Source organism: Pseudomonas sp. H1_A03, from assembly GCF_054685145.1.
This window is the reverse complement of the sequence record NZ_CP162829.1, coordinates 4,465,167-4,482,078: the sequence shown is the minus strand read 5'-3', so window position 1 is coordinate 4,482,078 and position 16,912 is coordinate 4,465,167. Positions and strand designations below refer to the sequence as shown.

General features: G+C 57.4%; 15 protein-coding genes and 2 pseudogenes. 8 read left to right on the top strand and 9 right to left on the bottom strand.

What is annotated here, in order from left to right; all coding sequences use genetic code 11:
• Positions 1–12: 12 nt before the first annotated feature.
• The 3 genes from AB4O35_RS20845 to AB4O35_RS20835 all read right to left on the bottom strand — a co-directional run bounded on the left by AB4O35_RS20845 (position 13) and on the right by AB4O35_RS20835 (position 1,809).
• A complete protein-coding gene (locus AB4O35_RS20845; RefSeq protein ID WP_065880547.1) occupies positions 13–573 on the bottom strand; it encodes a fimbrial protein in 561 nt (186 codons plus the stop codon).
• Between the two features lie 49 nt (positions 574–622).
• Positions 623–1,132, bottom strand: a complete 510-nt coding sequence (locus AB4O35_RS20840) for a fimbrial protein (RefSeq protein WP_065873242.1) — start codon at positions 1,130–1,132, stop codon at positions 623–625.
• A gap of 491 nt (positions 1,133–1,623) precedes the next feature.
• A complete protein-coding gene (locus AB4O35_RS20835) occupies positions 1,624–1,809 on the bottom strand; it encodes a hypothetical protein (protein ID WP_049713265.1) in 186 nt (61 codons plus the stop codon).
• 307 nt (positions 1,810–2,116) lie between these two features.
• Here AB4O35_RS20835 and galU point away from each other — a divergent pair, with 307 nt between their 5' ends.
• Both galU and gorA read left to right on the top strand, forming a co-directional pair.
• A complete protein-coding gene (gene galU, locus AB4O35_RS20830) occupies positions 2,117–2,956 on the top strand; it encodes a UTP--glucose-1-phosphate uridylyltransferase GalU (RefSeq protein WP_046068218.1) in 840 nt (279 codons plus the stop codon).
• Between the two features lie 105 nt (positions 2,957–3,061).
• A pseudogene (gorA, locus tag AB4O35_RS20825) lies at positions 3,062–4,419 on the top strand (glutathione-disulfide reductase).
• On the opposite strand, the gene AB4O35_RS20820 reads toward gorA, so the two are convergent.
• Positions 4,420–5,427, bottom strand: coding sequence for a DNA-binding protein (locus AB4O35_RS20820; protein ID WP_065945287.1), 1,008 nt, complete (start codon positions 5,425–5,427; stop codon positions 4,420–4,422). It lies immediately after the preceding pseudogene.
• Between the two features lie 170 nt (positions 5,428–5,597).
• Here AB4O35_RS20820 and AB4O35_RS20815 point away from each other — a divergent pair, with 170 nt between their 5' ends.
• The 3 genes from AB4O35_RS20815 to ahpF all read left to right on the top strand — a co-directional run bounded on the left by AB4O35_RS20815 (position 5,598) and on the right by ahpF (position 8,928).
• Positions 5,598–6,530 (top strand): site-specific integrase, encoded by a 933-nt coding sequence (locus tag AB4O35_RS20815; protein WP_065880545.1) that lies wholly within the window; start codon positions 5,598–5,600, stop codon positions 6,528–6,530.
• A gap of 145 nt (positions 6,531–6,675) precedes the next feature.
• A complete protein-coding gene (gene ahpC, locus AB4O35_RS20810; RefSeq protein WP_003173835.1) occupies positions 6,676–7,239 on the top strand; it encodes an alkyl hydroperoxide reductase subunit C in 564 nt (187 codons plus the stop codon).
• Positions 7,240–7,362: 123 nt separating this feature from the next.
• The gene (ahpF, locus tag AB4O35_RS20805) at positions 7,363–8,928 is read left to right on the top strand and encodes an alkyl hydroperoxide reductase subunit F (RefSeq protein ID WP_065873046.1); all 1,566 of its coding nucleotides are present in this window, start codon (positions 7,363–7,365) and stop codon (positions 8,926–8,928) included.
• A 51-nt stretch (positions 8,929–8,979) separates the two neighbouring features.
• On the opposite strand, the gene gloA is transcribed toward ahpF, so the two are convergent.
• Positions 8,980–9,501, bottom strand: coding sequence for a lactoylglutathione lyase (gene gloA / locus AB4O35_RS20800; RefSeq protein WP_065873047.1), 522 nt, complete (start codon positions 9,499–9,501; stop codon positions 8,980–8,982).
• A 195-nt stretch (positions 9,502–9,696) separates the two neighbouring features.
• Between gloA and AB4O35_RS20795 the strand changes: the two genes are divergently transcribed.
• A complete protein-coding gene (locus tag AB4O35_RS20795; RefSeq protein WP_065873243.1) occupies positions 9,697–10,233 on the top strand; it encodes a DUF4946 domain-containing protein in 537 nt (178 codons plus the stop codon).
• Between the two features lie 112 nt (positions 10,234–10,345).
• Here AB4O35_RS20795 and AB4O35_RS20790 read toward each other — a convergent pair whose 3' ends face one another.
• The 3 genes and pseudogenes from AB4O35_RS20790 to AB4O35_RS20780 all read right to left on the bottom strand — a co-directional run bounded on the left by AB4O35_RS20790 (position 10,346) and on the right by AB4O35_RS20780 (position 13,420).
• Complete coding sequence (locus AB4O35_RS20790) at positions 10,346–10,711, bottom strand: histone-like nucleoid-structuring protein, MvaT/MvaU family (RefSeq protein ID WP_065873048.1); 366 nt, start codon at positions 10,709–10,711, stop codon at positions 10,346–10,348.
• 198 nt (positions 10,712–10,909) lie between these two features.
• A pseudogene (locus tag AB4O35_RS20785) lies at positions 10,910–12,452 on the bottom strand (EAL domain-containing protein).
• 98 nt (positions 12,453–12,550) lie between these two features.
• The gene (locus tag AB4O35_RS20780) at positions 12,551–13,420 is read right to left on the bottom strand and encodes a LysR family transcriptional regulator (protein ID WP_065873050.1); all 870 of its coding nucleotides are present in this window, start codon (positions 13,418–13,420) and stop codon (positions 12,551–12,553) included.
• Between the two features lie 77 nt (positions 13,421–13,497).
• Between AB4O35_RS20780 and AB4O35_RS20775 the strand changes: the two genes are divergently transcribed.
• Together AB4O35_RS20775 and hppD are read left to right on the top strand one after the other, a co-directional pair.
• A complete protein-coding gene (locus AB4O35_RS20775; RefSeq protein ID WP_065945288.1) occupies positions 13,498–14,421 on the top strand; it encodes a DMT family transporter in 924 nt (307 codons plus the stop codon).
• A 245-nt stretch (positions 14,422–14,666) separates the two neighbouring features.
• Entirely contained in the window at positions 14,667–15,743 is a 1,077-nt protein-coding gene (hppD, locus tag AB4O35_RS20770; RefSeq protein ID WP_065873052.1) for a 4-hydroxyphenylpyruvate dioxygenase, read from the top strand.
• A gap of 55 nt (positions 15,744–15,798) precedes the next feature.
• On the opposite strand, the gene rarD is transcribed toward hppD, so the two are convergent.
• Positions 15,799–16,680 carry an EamA family transporter RarD gene (rarD, locus tag AB4O35_RS20765; RefSeq protein ID WP_065873244.1) on the bottom strand — a complete coding sequence of 294 codons (882 nt, stop codon included), beginning with the start codon at positions 16,678–16,680 and terminating at the stop codon, positions 15,799–15,801.
• Between the last annotated feature and the right edge of the window lie 232 nt (positions 16,681–16,912).

The following is a 16,912-nucleotide window of genomic DNA, read 5'->3' as shown; positions in this document are numbered from 1 at the left end:
ATCCATCACTGTTCAAAAGTATTCCAACTCAAACCGCACAGCGGCAAGATGAGCGCCCGGCACCAAAGGCAGTCCGTTGCCGACTAGACGAAGCGTGTAGTCGAGTGTCATGTCGCCTTCCTTTAATGGGTGTAAGCCCATTGGCACACCTGGGACACTTTCCTGACCTGCTGAATCCCAGATATGAAACGCGACGCCTTGCGAATCACCGAAAGCCGTGAAAGAGCGACCTTCTCTATCGCGAGCGCCGTCAAACGTGACGCGCAGGTGCTGCCAGTCGGGCAGGGTTTCACCGGGGCGCGACGGGTCAGGGCGAGTTAATGAGCAATTGACCAGGCGCAACTGGAAGGGGTGAGGTGCGCCTACGGTATTGCGCAACAGGCGACCGATGGGTTCGGGAGGCATCTCGATGGATTGATCGGCGCTGGCCAATTCCAGCCCGCACGCAGAGTCAATGACCTCTCCATTTAACGTGACGATGCCATCGCCTTGGGTGGGTACCTGCCCGGCAACGCCTGGACTGATGAACATCGTCAGAGAAGAGGCGAGTGCGACGCTTATGAATGTTTTCACCGTTATCTCCCATCAGATTCCCCCGCCACTGAGGTGGCGGGGGAAGCGCTTACTGATAAGCCAGGGTGAAATTGGTGACGGCGCTGAAATCACCTGGGACGATGTCACCCGTGGCGCCACCTTTTACATAAGCGCCGAACTCCAGCGTGTTGTCCCCGGCCACAATCCCTTGAGGCGTGGTGGGAACACCCAGTTCAACGGGGGTGTTGCCGTGGGTCATCATGATGCCGATGTTGCCGGCGCCGCCGACGGTGCCGATTCCGCCTGGAACGGCAGAAGACGGCGCGGCGGTGAAGGTCGTGGTCACGGTGTTATCCGTAAGACCCGTCAGGTCACAGCCTTCCAGTTTAATCAGCACGCTTCGAGGGTTGGATGAACCGCCCGCTTGCAGTTGATGCTTGGCAATCGCCCCTAGGGGAATGGTCTGGTCGACTGATTCAGGTTTGATGGAGCAGGCACCCGAGTGGACTGATCCAGTAAACGTAATTGTTCCATCTGCCGCCTGGGCACCGGACATCGAGCCGACCAACAGCCCAATAGACAACAGCGCAGTTTTCATTTCATTTTTCATCAGCAAAGACCCATCTATAAGTAACCGTCACAAAGAAACCCTGCAGGCAGGCGTGGACCCACCGTCGCGTCTTAATCTAAAACGTGCGGGGCACTCAGTTCGGCGCTGATCGCATTGCAGATAAAGTATCGGATCTTCCAATTACTTGTATTGCAAATGGCGGCTACGCTCGAACTTGGGCCATTGTCAGGCTTGCGTTAAAAGAATTAAATCGCCTAATTCGCTTAGTTTTGTAGCCTTATCATATGATCGCTTGTAAGAGGGGTATGGCATTTTGCCAAAAATCAATAATTGCCTGTAAGACATTAACTACAAACAGTTTTGGATGGGTTTTTAGTTGTTATCAGGGCTGTAAGAATAGGATTACAGGATCATTGGTGCAACACTGTCCAGTGTCGCTTTGTTACTGCGCAACAACCCTTATAGGTGCCCACAAAAAAGCCCCGTACAACGGGGCTTCATGCGCAGCGCAGCGGAACTTACTTGCCTTTCGGCCGTTTGCTCGACGCGTGACCCGCTTCATCCACAAATACTTCGGCTACCGCAATCGCTTGGCTTTCGGTGGCGAAGGCCCCGGCGACACTGTCGCCGTGGAAATTGATCAGGTGCCAACCGTCCGCTCGCTGCGTGATCAGGTAGCCGTTTACGCCTTTGGGTTCTGACATCTATCAATCTCGTCGTGTGGTTCAAGGGCGTAATGATAGCGCCAAATGTTGCAGGGCCGGGCAAGTTATTCTAGGTCAGTGTCCTGATCGCAAAAGCATGCTAAAAAGGATGCAGCGCATAGAAACACTGAGGTGCAGGCGTTTTTTGCCGTGTCGGTGGAGACCCTCTTCACAAGACCAGCGGAACTTACGCTGACATTTTTTCTCTATGATGACATCGCAACGCCAGCAGGACCCATTGTAAGGTGCCTGCGGCCTCATTAGACTGCGCCGAATTCCGTACGCACAGCCCTTTGTAAGGACCCATATGATCAAGAAATGCTTGTTCCCAGCAGCCGGTTACGGCACTCGCTTCTTGCCAGCGACCAAGGCCATGCCCAAAGAGATGCTGCCGGTGGTGAACAAGCCACTGATTCAGTACGGCGTCGAAGAGGCACTGGATGCCGGTCTGAACGAAATCTCCATTGTGACCGGCCGTGGTAAGCGCGCGCTGGAAGATCACTTCGACATCAGCTACGAGCTGGAAAACCAGATCAAAGGCACCGACAAAGAGAAATACCTGGTCGGCATCCGCAAGCTGCTGGACGAGTGCTCGTTCTCCTACACCCGTCAGACTCAGATGAAAGGCCTCGGCCACGCCATCCTGACCGGTCGCCCGCTGATCGGTGACGAACCGTTCGCTGTGGTACTGGCGGATGACCTGTGTGTGAACCTCGATGGCGACGGCGTGCTGACCCAAATGGTCAAGCTGTACCAGAAATACCGTTGCACCATTGTTGCGGTCATGGAAGTCGATCCATCGCAAACCAACAAATACGGCGTGATTGCCGGTGACGACATTGGCGACGGCCTGATCCGCGTTCGTGACATGGTCGAGAAGCCAGCCCCTGAAGATGCGCCGTCGAACCTGGCGATCATCGGTCGTTACATCCTGACGCCGGACATCTTCAAACTGATCGAAGAAACGGAGCCAGGTAAAGGCGGCGAGATCCAGATCACTGACGCCCTGATGAAGCAAGCCAAAGATGGTTGCGTGATCGCCTACAAATTCAAAGGCCAGCGTTTTGACTGCGGCGGCGCTGAAGGCTACATCGAAGCGACCAACTTCTGCTTTGAGCACTTCTACAAGACCGGCAAGGCTTACTGATCCACGTTAGCCCGTCTGTTGTAAGAGAAAGCCACCTTCGGGTGGCTTTTTCGTTTTTCAGCCCCATCTAAGTCGGTATGCTGATGTCCTGCCGAGGAGAGTGAAATGGCCTACGATTTTGACCTGTATGTAATTGGCGCCGGTTCCGGCGGTGTTCGCGCAGCGCGTTTTGCCGCTGGCTTTGGTGCCAAGGTGGCCGTGGCGGAAAGCCGCTACCTGGGTGGTACTTGCGTCAACGTCGGCTGCGTGCCGAAAAACTGTTGGTGTACGGCGCACATTTTTCCGAAGATTTCGAGCAGGCCAGCGGGTTTGGCTGGTCTCTGGGGGAAGCGAACTTTGATTGGGCGACCCTGATCGCCAATAAAGACCGTGAAATCAACCGCCTGAACGGCATCTACCGCAACCTGCTGGTCAACAGCGGCGTGACCCTGCATGAGGGGCATGCGCGCCTGGTTGATCCGCATCAGGTGGAAATCAACGGTGAGCGCTTTACCGCCAAACATATTTTGATTGCCACTGGTGGCTGGCCGCAGATTCCTGAAATTCCAGGGCGTGAACACGCGATTGGCTCCAATGAGGCGTTCTTCCTCAAGGCGTTGCCCAAGCGCGTGCTGGTGGTTGGCGGCGGTTACATTGCGGTTGAATTCGCCGGGATTTTCCATGGCCTGGGCGCTCAGACCTCATTGCTGTACCGCGGTGACCTGTTCCTGCGCGGCTTCGACGGTTCGGTGCGCACGCACCTGAAGGAAGAGTTGACCAAGCGCGGCCTGGACCTGCAATTCAATGCCGACATCGAGCGCATCGACAAACAAGCCGATGGCAGCCTCAAAGCCACGCTGAAAGACGGTCGCGTGCTGGAGGCTGACTGCGTGTTCTACGCCACGGGTCGCCGTCCAATGCTGGACAATCTGGGGCTGGAAAACACAGGGGTCAAACTCGACAAGCGCGGTTTCGTTGAAGTGGATGACCTGTACCAGACCGCCGAATCGTCGATCCTGGCCATCGGCGACGTGATCGGGCGCGTGCAGCTGACACCGGTTGCCCTGGCCGAAGGCATGGCCGTGGCGCGCCGTCTGTTCAAGCCTGAGCAATATCGCCCGGTTGATTACGCGATGATCCCGACCGCCGTATTCAGCCTGCCAAACATCGGCACGGTCGGCCTGAGCGAAGAAGAAGCGAAAGAGAAGGGCCATAAGGTGCAGGTCTTCGAAAGCCGTTTCCGGCCGATGAAGTTGACCCTGACCGAATGTCAGGAAAAGACCCTGATGAAGTTAGTGGTCGACGCCGACACCGACAAGGTACTGGGTTGTCACATGGTCGGCCCGGATGCCGGCGAAATCGTCCAGGGTCTGGCGATTGCGCTCAAGGCTGGCGCGACCAAGCAACATTTCGATGAGACCATCGGCGTGCATCCCACGGCGGCGGAAGAGTTCGTCACCATGCGCACGCCTGTGGCGAACTGATCAAGCCTCGGGTGTTGCCTCTGGCGCCGTTGCAATGGCGGCGGCCAGGCGCAATGCCTCGATGCTCGCCTGGGCCTTGATCAGGTCCAGTTCCAAGGTTTTGTTGGTGTGCTGGTGTTCGGTCAACGCTTCCTGGCGTGATTGGCTCTCCAGCACGGCAACCCGCAGACGCTCCTGAAGCAGGGTGCGTTCGCTTTCAATCAGGCTTACCTGCTCGCTCAGTTGGAGCTGCTGAGCCTGGTCTTTGCGCGATTGTTCTTGCAGCGCAGCCAGCTCCTTCGCGGTCACGCGATGTTCGATCAACAGTCGCTCATTGTCGCGATGCAGTTGGGTGATCTCATCCTGGCGCACCATCGCGCTCTGCTGGGCCTGGCGCAATTCGGCCTGTACCTGTTGCAGCTGCCCTTCGTGGCGGCGCTGTTCCTGTTCGCGCTGTTCCTTGATCGCATTGCGGTAATGCTCCAGAGCATCGCGGGCGTGCAGGTGCTTTTCTTCCAGCGAACGAATCTGTTCGTCCTTGTCGTTGATCCGTAGCTCGTAATCGCTGCACGCCTGGCTCAGCCCGGCGTTACGGGTTTGCTCGGTCTGCAGGCTGGTGCTGGCCGTTTGCAGCGCTGCGCTTTCTTCTGCCAGGGCCGCGGATTGGATATCGAATTGTTGCTTGAGTTGGCTTTGAGCCTCCTCAAGGTCTTCGATCTGGGCGAGCAGGGCGGCTTTCTGCTGCTCGAATTGCGCCAGGGCCAGATCGATTGGCTCCTGGGCTTTCTCCTTCAGGCGTTGAGCCAGCCGCGCCACCAGCTCGCCAAGCTCGTCGTCGATCGGCGCTTCGGTGATGGTGAGGCGGGTTTCGCTCTCGTCCAGCTCCTTTAAATACCGATGAATCGTGGTTTTAGAGCCCGTGTTGCCCATTTCGATACGTACGGCGTCGATGCTGGGGTTTTCGCCGCGGGCGAGGATTGCCAGGCGTGCCGTTTGAACTACTGCTTTATTGATGCCGCCGCGAGCCATGGGGTCTCCGTCGATTTAGTACTGTGATACGTAGTATGTATTTACATACTATATCATCAATTAAAAATTGTTTGAAATCATGAATTAACAGATGGGATATTGGCGTATTATCCCGTGTCATCAGCGTTTTATCCGCGAAAACACCTGCCAGCAGTACGAATAGGCCTTCTATGAGCGATCTCGATCGTTATCTCAACGCCGCCACCCGCGACAACACGCGACGCAGTTATCGCGCCGCTATCGAGCACTTTGAAGTGAGTTGGGGCGGGTTCCTGCCTGCGACCAGCGACAGCGTGGCGCGCTACTTGGTCGCTCACGCAGGCGTGTTGGCCGTGAACACCTTGAAGCTGCGCCTGTCAGCATTGGCGCAATGGCATACGAGCCAGGGGTTTCCCGACCCGACCAAAGCGCCGGTGGTGCGCAAGGTGCTCAAGGGCATTCGTGCCGTGCACCCAGCGCAGGAGAAGCAAGCCGAGCCGTTGCAGCTCAAGCATTTGGAACAGGTGGTTGCTTCGCTTGAGGTCGACGCGAAAGAGGCAGCCCAGGCACAGGATCAGCCCCGGTTGCTGCGTGCCAAGCGGGATACTGCGCTGATTCTGTTGGGTTTCTGGCGTGGCTTTCGCAGCGATGAGCTGTGTCGCCTCGATATTGAGCATGTGCAGGCCACACCGGGTACCGGCATTAGCCTTTATCTACCGCGCAGCAAAAGCGACCGCGACAACCTCGGCAAGATTTATCACACCCCGGCGCTGCTGCGTTTGTGCCCGGTGCAAGCCTACAGTGAATGGCTCAGCGCCTCGGCCCTGGTGCGTGGCCCGGTGTTTCGCGGCATTGATCGCTGGGGCAACCTCGGGGCGGAGGGGTTGCACCCCAACAGCGTGATTCCATTGTTGCGCCAGGCGCTGGAACGCGCCGGCATCCCCGCCGAGCAATACACCAGCCACTCATTGCGCCGAGGCTTTGCCACGTGGGCGCATCGCAGTGGCTGGGATTTGAAGTCGTTGATGAGTTACGTCGGCTGGAGCGACATGAAATCTGCCATGCGCTATGTTGAAGCGACGCCCTTTCCAGGCATGACTTTGGCGACGCAACCGCTGCTTTGAGATTTCTTCTATTAATACAGTCACCTGATAGGGAAAACCAATCGTCAGCATGAGGTTTGCCAATGAGCCATCGTCAGAGAGAGTCGGTAGGATTCACTTCATCAACTTACTAAGCCCTTCTACAAACCCTAACGGAGAGTCAACGATGCCTATCATCAACAGCCAAGTAAAACCGTTCAAAGCGACCGCCTACAAAAACGGCAACTTCGTCGATGTGACCGACGCTGACCTGAAAGGCAAATGGTCCGTTGTGTTCTTCTACCCAGCCGACTTCACCTTCGTTTGCCCAACCGAACTGGAAGACCTGGCTGACAACTACGCCGAATTCCAGAAGCTGGGCGTCGAGATCTACAGCGTTTCCACCGACACCCACTTTGCCCACGCTGCCTGGCACAACACTTCGCCAGCCATCGGCAAAATCCAGTACACCATGATCGGCGACCCAACCCTGACCATCTCCCGCAACTTCGACGTACTGATCGAAGAAGCTGGCCTGGCAGACCGCGGTACGTTCGTGATCAACCCAGAAGGTCAGATCAAGATCGTTGAACTGAACGACGGCGGTGTTGGCCGTGACGCTTCCGAGCTGCTGCGCAAAATCAAAGCCGCCCAGTACGTAGCTGCCCACCCAGGCGAAGTGTGCCCAGCCAAGTGGAAAGAAGGCGAGGCCACTTTGGCTCCGTCCCTGGACCTGGTCGGCAAGATCTAAGTCTGTGAAGCCTCAAGGGCGGTATTCCGCACCTACCCAGTAAGCTGCAACCGCCCTCAAAAACGCCCGGGCGAGATTCGCTCGGGCGTTTTTTTATACCCAGAATTCAAGGAAATCGCCCGTATGTTGGACGCCAATCTTAAAGCTCAGTTGAAGTCATACCTGGAGCGGGTCACCCAGCCGATCGAGATCGTTGCCTCTCTCGACGACGGTGCGAAATCCCAGGAAATGCTTGCCCTTCTTCAGGACGTCGTCAGCCTCACTACGCTGATTACCCTGAAAACCGATGGCGATGATGCGCGTAAGCCTTCGTTCTCCATCAACCGCCCGGGTGCCGAGATCAGCCTGCGTTTCGCCGGTATCCCCATGGGCCATGAATTCACTTCGTTGGTGTTGGCCCTGCTGCAAGTCGGTGGCCACCCGTCGAAGGCCAGTGTCGAAGTGATTGAACAGATTCGCGCCCTTAAAGGCGAGTTCAGCTTCGAGACTTACTTCTCGCTGTCGTGCCAGAACTGCCCGGACGTGGTCCAGGCGCTGAACCTGATGGCTGTGCTGAACCCGAACATCCGCCACGTCGCTATCGACGGCGCGTTGTTCCAGGCTGAAGTCGACGAACGCCAGGTCATGGCAGTGCCGAGCGTGTACCTCAATGGTGTGAACTTCGGCCAGGGCCGCATGGGCCTGGAAGAGATCCTCGCCAAGCTCGACACCAGCGGTATCGAAAAGGCCGCCGAGAAAATCAGCGCCAAAGACGCCTTTGACGTCCTTGTCGTCGGCGGTGGCCCGGCCGGTTCTGCGGCTGCGATCTACGCCGCACGTAAAGGCATTCGTACCGGCGTGGCGGCTGAGCGTTTTGGTGGGCAGGTGCTGGACACCATGTCCATCGAGAACTTTATCTCGGTACAGGAAACCGAAGGCCCGAAACTGGCCAGCGCCCTGGAAGCCCACGTGCGTCAGTACGACGTGGACATCATGAACCTGCAGCGTGCCAGCAGCCTGATCCCTGCGAAAAACGCCGGTGAGTTGCACGAGATTCGCTTCGAAAGTGGTGCGACGCTCAAGTCCAAAACCGTGATCCTGGCCACCGGTGCTCGCTGGCGGGAAATGGGTGTGCCGGGCGAGCAGGAATACAAGGCTAAAGGCGTGTGTTTCTGCCCACACTGCGATGGCCCGTTGTTCAAGGGCAAGCGTGTGGCAGTGATCGGCGGCGGTAACTCCGGCGTTGAAGCGGCCATCGACTTGGCCGGGATCGTCAGCCACGTCACCTTGCTTGAGTTCGACAGCAAGTTGCGCGCCGATGCTGTGTTGCAGCGCAAGCTTTACAGCCTGCCGAACGTTGACGTGATCACCAGTGCACTGACCAGTGAAGTGAAAGGCGATGGCCAGAAAGTCACCGGCTTGGCGTACAAGGATCGCGACAGCGGCGAGTTCAAGACTATCGACCTCGAAGGTATCTTCGTGCAGATCGGTTTGCTGCCCAACACCGATTGGCTCAAAGGCACTGTCGAGCTGACGCCTCGCGGCGAGATCATCGTCGATGCGCGTGGCGAGACTTCATTGCCAGGTGTGTTTGCTGCCGGCGACGTCACGACTGTGCCCTACAAGCAGATTGTGATCGCAGTGGGCGAGGGCGCCAAAGCTTCACTGAGTGCTTTCGATCACTTGATCCGTACTTCCGCGCCGGCGTAAATCCCGGGCCGGAAATGAAAAACCCCATGAGCGATCATGGGGTTTTTTTGTTTACATCGGCGCTGGCTGAATGATCTCAACCCAGTACGCATCCGGGTCCTTGATGAATGCCAGGCTTTTCATGCGGCCATCGCTCAGGCGCTTCTGGAAGTCACAGCCCAGGGCTTCGAAACGCTCACAGGCCGCGACGATATCCGGTACCGAGATGCAGATGTGGCCAAAGCCACGCGGGTCGGTGTTGCCGTTGTGGTAGGCGAAGTCGGCGTCGTTTTCGGTGCCGTGGTTGTGAGTCAGCTCCAGGATACCTGGGATCGACTTCATCCACTGGGTACGTTCGGCAGCGTCGGCCGGGATCTGGGATTTGTCCACCAGAGCCAGGAAGTACAGGCTGAATTCGGCTTCCGGGAAGTCGCGTTTCTCAACCAGCGAAAAGCCCAGGACGCGCGTGTAGAAGTCCAGCGACTGGGTGATGTCCTTGACCCGCAGCATGGTGTGGTTGAACACGAAGTTCGTGGTGGCGGTGTCAGGTTGGGCAGTGACGCCCGGGAAAGTGTTCAGTTCGTGCAGGCTCATGGGCCCTCCAGAAAAAATGGGGCAAACGCGGCTCTAAGATGTGAGCAGGTCCTTGGCTTGCGGCTGGCATCCTTGCAGCCAGGGCATGATACGCAAGGCCTGCGCCGCGCGCCAAATGAAAAAGGCCACGCAGGCCTTGCGACGAGTGGGGCTGGGGCTCAAACTTTGGTGCTTGAACCTTGGGTGTTTTTCGCAATGATCGAACTTCGTAAACCGTTGTTGAGCGCTGTGTGTTTGCTGTTGGGCAGTCCTTTCGTATTGGCGGCCGACCCTGAGATTCATTGGCCCAGCGGCTGGCAAATCGAAGAGGTGACGCCCGATGGCGACGCGCCCGGTAAACCTCAGCCTGTCTCTCGGCAACGGGCGATCAAGAACGATGAAAACGGCGCGACCTTGATGGTCATGGAGTTGACCGGCACGCCGATTGAGGCGGGGCACAAGGTTAATCTTCAAGGTGTACTGCTGGAGATGCGCAAGTCGATTCAGAAAGATTTTGCCCAGGGCGGTTATCAAAGTGTGTGCAGCAAGATGCGCCCTACAACATTGAGCCGTCTTGATGCGCTGGAAACTACCTGTGTGATAACCGAAAACGGGCGTCACGTGCTTTCGCAAACATTGGTCGGGGCGGTTGATGCCGATAAGGCGTATGTTTTTTCATACGCGGGGCAGGCGAATGCATACGAGGCAAGCAAGGACGAAGTCAGTTCGGTGCGCGATAGCCTGAAACTTTAAGTATGTAATGCCCATCGATTATGAACATGATGAAACGTTATTTAAGTTCGATTTCGAACCGTTGAAATAAAAAAGCCCCGCATAAGCGGGGCTCTTTGTTAGTGCGGTGTGATCAGCCGCGCAGCCAGGAATCTACAGTGGTGGCGCCGTACTGTTCTTTCCAGGCCTTGAGGCCACGGTGGTTCCCGCCTTTAGTTTCGATCAGCTCACCGGTGTGTGGGTTCTGGTAAACCTTGACCACGCGTGCACGGCGCTGTTTTGGTGCGGTAGCGGCAGCAGCGCTGGACTTGCCAGGGTTTGGATCAAGGATGGAAATGATGTCGCGCAGGCCTTTGCCATAGGTCTTCATCAGGGCTTGAAGCTTTTCTTCGAATTCGATTTCTTTCTTCAGGCCGGCGTCGTTCTTCAGGGATTCCAGCTGGGCAAGCTGCTCTTGAAGGGCCTTTTCTGCTGCGCGAAATTCGGCGAGTCTGGACAAAATCTGTACTCCAATAATGGTGTTGGCTGATATCAACTGCAGACAAAGCTATAAACCAAGCGCTTTAAGGCGACCCAAGAAAGAAGTCGTCCTGCGAATTCTGCACAGGCAGGAAAAATTGTAGTAGTTAATCCGCTGCGAGTAAATCATGTCTTTTGTCTAAATAACATTATTTCAGGGCATAGAGTGTGTGGCTATTCAATGGCTGGCCAGGGATTTAATAAATTCATCGCAGGGCAAAGGCCTTCCGAACAGATAGCCCTGCAGGAAATCCACACCTTGACTGGCTAGATAATCACACTGTTGAGCGGTTTCCACACCCTCTGCAACGATGCCCAGGTCGAGCTTGCCAGACAGTTCTATAATGCTGTCCAGAATATGCCGTGATAGTGCATCGGCGCCGATCATGGCGACAAAACTCTGGTCGATCTTCAAGTAGTCGACATTGAAGTTGCGCAAGTAACCCAGGCTGGAATGACCGGTGCCAAAGTCGTCGATGGCAATCATCACGCCCAGTTCATGCAGCGCGTCGAACAAGCGCCGGGTGATATCGCTGGGCTCGATCAACTCACGTTCGGTCAGTTCCAGCACCAGCGTCACTTGGCCCACGGGGAAGGCGGCGAGAAACTCCCGACAGTCATTCACCAGCGCCAGGTCCTGGCAATGGCGTGCGGTGATATTTACGCCGATATGAAAGCCAGGGCTGAAGCGCGCGGCGTGCGGCGACAGTTGCGCGGCGGTCTGGCGCAACAGGGCGCGGGTCATCGGCACAATCAGGCCCGAATGCTCGGCCAGGGGGATGAACAGGTCAGGACGCACCAGACCTTCCTTCGGGTGTTGCCAGCGCATCAAAACTTCGCAGCCGGCTCCACTCGCGCGTATCGCCGCGCACCACTGGCTGGAAATACGGAATGAATTCATTGGCGCCCAGCGCCCGTTGCAGTTCCTGGGTCGGCGCTGAAGAGCGCTTTTGCAGCCAATGCGCCAATACGCCCGCCAGCACGCCAAAGAACACCACCAGGCTGAACAACGCCGCATACCGGGCCTGCATGTACCGCCACACTTCACCTGCCGGCATGCCAGCGGTGACGCTGTAGTGATAGCGATCGGATACCAGCTGATGATGCGCCACCGCAAAAACGGGTGTGGCGGTGTTAAGCACCTTGCCATCAGCCCCTAGCCAATTTGGGCCAACTTGCAGGACCAGGTAGGCGTAACGGCTGATCAAGCGCAGCGCGTTGGTCAGGTGATAGCCATCAATCGACGCAAAAGCGGCCTTGTCGCCGTCGACCAACCGGTAAACCAGTAGAGCGGTATCCGGCGTCACCGGGTTGCCATTCATCAACCATAAGCGGCCGTCGACGTAGTCATCCGGGTTGACCGGTGACGCGTAGTTATCGCCAAACAGCGAGCTGCAATAGATATTTTTCTGCCAGGACAAGGTGGTCGCGCGCACAAACGGCCGACGCGTGACCTGTTCGCGCAGGGCCAACTGTGCACTGTTGTCACAAGGTTGCCCCGCCAAAGGCAGCAAGGCCTGGGCGGCGAGTGCGGTGTTATCGAGCATCAAGTCGAATTGGCGCACGGCTTCCTGGGCTGTCTGGGCGGTGCTTTGCTGCAGGGTGCGTTCGGCTTGCCAGTGCAGGATGACCAGCCCGAGTGCAATCGGCAGCAAGGCACTCAAGGATGTGATCAAGTAACGCGTGGCGCGTTTTCGCGGGCCGTTGATGGTCAGGGGCATGAAGTAAACGGCCTGTTGCCTGTGTCAGATTCAATCGATGATAGTTGGCTTGGCCCAAATACGCTCGCCGTACCTAGCCGTTTGGCCAGTAGCCAGCGCTACAGTTCCAGGCCTTGGGCAATGCGGATAAAGGCGAGGGTTGCGGGGGAAGACTGGCGCCGGTCCAGTACCGCCAGGCCCACTTGGCGTGGCACACGCGGTGACAGCGCGCGCTGCACATAACGCGGGTCGCACCCAGCCGGCAAGGAGGCTTGTGCCACCACGCTCACGGCCTCACCCCGGCTGACGGTTTCCAGCGTGCTCAGCAACTGTGAGCAGCGATAGCGCACGTTTGGCGTCAGCCGCGCCTCGTTGAACAGCCGCACCACCAGCTCAGTGGAGCCGGCCTCAGTCAGGGCGAAGGGTTCGCTGCACAAGTCCTTGAGGCTGACCTGTTCGCACGCGGCCAGATGATGGTCTGCGGGCAGCAGCGCAACCATCTGGTCCTCGAACAGGGCGAAGGTGTCGAAGCGTTCCTGTTCCAGCACCACAAAGCCAATATCGATACGACGCTCGTCGAGCCATTGGATAACCTGCCTGTCCGGCCCTTCGTCCACATGCACTTCAATGCCTGGGTAATCCAGGTGGAACTGGCTGAGGATCTTCGGCAGCAGGTGATTCGAGGCCGTCGGGCCAAAGGAACCGATGCGCAGCGTCCCGCGTTTCATGCCCCGCGCATCCGCCGCTTCCTGTTGCAAGGTGTTCGCCAGGCCAAGCATTGCCCGGGCGCGCCCGAGCAATTGCGCGCCAATATCACTGAGTTCCACCTGAGCCTGGTGACGCCTGAACAATGCCACGCCCAGTTCCTGTTCCAGACCCTTGATTGCATGGGACACCGCCGACTGGCTGATACCCAGGCGGTGGGCCGCGCTGGTAAAACCGTGCAGCTCGGCCACTTGGGAGAATATTTCGAGTTGGGTCAGGGTCATGAGTAATCACTCATTTTACGATGACGATGTATTACCAGAAGAATGGGCCAACCCTCAAGTCATTAGAGCCTCAGCCTATGTATTTGCCCTCGGATCGCATCACGTATATGAAGTTGGCTGCCGTCACCATGATTTGGGGCGGTACCTTCGTGGCCGGTCGCTACCTCAGTGCGGCGATCGACCCTTTGCTCGCGGCCAGCCTGCGGTTTCTGCTAGCCAGCCTGGCATTGCTGGCGTTCATGGGGCTGGCGCGCATCCCACTGGCCCGTCCAAGCCCCAGGCAGATGGCACAACTGGTGATGCTGGGTTTTTTCGGCATCTTTTTCTACAACCTGTGTTTCTTCTACGGGTTGCAGTACATCAATGCGTCGCGGGCTTCATTGATCGTGGCGTTGAACCCGGCAGTGATCGGCCTGGCGTCCTGGTGGTTATTCAAGGATCGCCTGAACACCAGCAAAATCCTGGGTATCGCGTTATGCCTGACGGGCGCCGCCCTGGTCATCGTCAGTCGCAACCCCCAGGTGCTGAGCGAAGCAACCAACACTTGGCGTGGGGATTTACTGATCGTCGGGTGCGTAGTGGGATGGAGCGTCTACTCGCTGTTTTCCCGTGGATTGAACCAGCGCCTCGGGCCGCTGCAGACGGTGACTTGGTCGATATTGATGGGCACCGTGATGCTCACCGCAACCACGCTGATCATGGGCCGCTTCTCGGTCGAGGCGATTGGCAGCCTGCATGCCCCGCAAGTACTGAGCCTGGTGTACCTGGGCGTTTTGGGGTCGGCGCTGGCCTATATCGGCTATTACGATGGCATCCGCCAAATCGGCGCGACACGTTCCGGCGTATTTATCGCGCTCAACCCGCTAACCGCCGTGATCTCTGGCGCTTTGCTGTTGGGCGAGCCGTTGACTGCGCCGATGCTGGCCGGTGGCGCGGTGATCCTGCTCGGCATCTACCTGTGCAATAAACCCCTTGCACGTGCCAGGGCATTGGGGATTTGATAAGAGTACGGACAAATACGGTTACGCTGTGTAGAATCGATTTACGCATACAAGAATATGACTTGCGCTCACGCAAGCCTCGGCCGTCAGAGACTGATGACACCATGAAGCTACTCGGCTCCCCCCTCATCTTTGGTGATTTCCTCGCCCGCAGCGTGCGAGGCCTCTCCTGTGCGCCGCCCGTGCCTCTCATCCTTGCTGGCAATTGAAACCGTCACTACACAAGAATGATGAGGCGCCAAATCATGGCAGATCTATACGAAAACCCAATGGGCCTGATGGGCTTTGAATTCATTGAATTCGCGTCGCCGACGCCGGGCACCCTGGAGCCGATCTTCGAGATCATGGGCTTCAGCAAAATCGCGACCCACCGCTCGAAAAACGTCCACCTGTACCGTCAGGGCGAGATCAACCTGATCCTCAACAACGAACCCAACAGCATTGCCTCGTACTTTGCGGCCGAGCACGGCCCGTCGGTGTGCGGCATGGCGTTCCGCGTCAAGGACTCGCAACAGGCCTACAACCGCGCGCTTGAGCTGGGTGCGCAGCCGATTCATATCGAAACCGGCCCGATGGAATTGAACCTGCCGGCGATCAAAGGCATTGGCGGTGCGCCGCTGTACCTCATCGACCGTTTCGGCGAAGGCAGCTCGATCTATGACATCGACTTTGTGTTTCTCGAAGGAGTTGATCGCAACCCGCAAGGCGCCGGTCTCAAGGTTATCGACCACCTGACCCACAACGTCTATCGCGGGCGCATGGCCTACTGGGCCAACTTCTACGAGAAACTGTTCAACTTCCGTGAAGCGCGCTACTTCGATATCAAGGGCGAATACACCGGCCTGACCTCCAAGGCCATGAGCGCGCCGGACGGCATGATCCGCATCCCGCTGAACGAAGAGTCGTCCAAGGGCGCCGGGCAGATCGAAGAGTTCCTGATGCAGTTCAATGGTGAAGGCATCCAGCACGTGGCGTTCCTCTCTGACGATCTGGTCAAGACCTGGGACGCATTGAAGAAGATCGGCATGCGCTTCATGACCGCGCCGCCGGACACTTACTACGAAATGCTCGAAGGCCGCTTGCCAAACCACGGCGAGCCGGTGGATCAACTGCAGGCGCGCGGCATCCTGCTCGATGGTTCTTCGGTTGAGGGCGATAAGCGCCTGCTGCTGCAGATTTTCTCGGAAACCCTGATGGGCCCGGTGTTCTTCGAATTCATCCAGCGCAAGGGCGACGATGGGTTTGGCGAGGGCAACTTCAAGGCGTTGTTTGAGTCGATTGAGCGCGACCAAGTCCGCCGTGGTGTGTTGACCGCCGACTAAGCGTAAAAAAGCCCGGCCGAGGATAACCTCGGCCGGGCTTTTTATTGCCTGCCAATCAGGCGCTGCGATGACGTACCAAGTGCTTGAACCCTTCAAACACCAGCACCATCACCGCCAGCCAGATCGGAATGTAGGTCAGCCATTCGCCGCCCTTGATCCCTTCGCCCAAGATCAGCGCCACACCGAGCAACAGGACCGGCTCTACGTAGCTGAGCAGCCCGAACAGGCTGAACGCCAGCAAACGACTGGCGATGATGTAGCTCACCAGCGCCGACGCACTGATCAGCCCCAGCAGTGGAATCAATGCGTAGAGCTTCGGGTAGGCATCCATCGCCGCAAAACCTTGCTCGCCACTCTGCACAAACCACCAGGCCACTGGCAGCATCAGCGCCATATCCAGCCAGAGTCCACCCAGATGATCGGTCTTAAGGTATTTGCGCACGATGAAGTACATCGGGTAGCCGATGATTACCACCAACGTTGCCCAAGAGAAACCACCGGCCTGGTACAACTCGTTGAGCACCCCAAGGCCTGCAAAAAATACCGCGACCCGCTGCAAGTACGAAAGCTGTTCGCCCCACACTAGGCGGCCGGTCAGCACCATGGTGAGTGGCAACAGGAAGTAACCCACCGACACATCCAGGCTGCGCCCGTTCAACGGCGCCCACATGAACAGCCACAACTGCACGCCCAGCAAGGCCGAAGACACCAGCACACCGGCAATCAAGCGCGGCCGGTCCGCCAACATCCGCACCAACTCCCACACCCGTCGCCATTCGCCGCTGACGATCATGAATACCGTCATGCAGGGCACGGTGAGCAACATGCGCCAGCCGAAAATTTCCAGGCCGCTCAAGGGGGTCAGCAATGATGTGAAGTAATACATCACGGCAAACAACACCGAGGCCAAGACCGATAACACAACACCTTTAGACACACTGTCCTCGCGAAAACCATTGATACACAAGAGGGGAGATTTCAAGAGGGTGATTATGGTGCTTTTGGCGGGAGAGGGGTGCTCTGTTTTGGGGCATTTTTCGGGAAAATTTCTCGTGGGGCCAACGAATTGAGCGCGGTGTTCCAGGCGAAGCAGGTTGAATGTGGGCGCTGTCGAGCCTCAGCGAGGCTGCGATAGCGCAGTGTCATGCGATGAAGATGTTGGCAATACC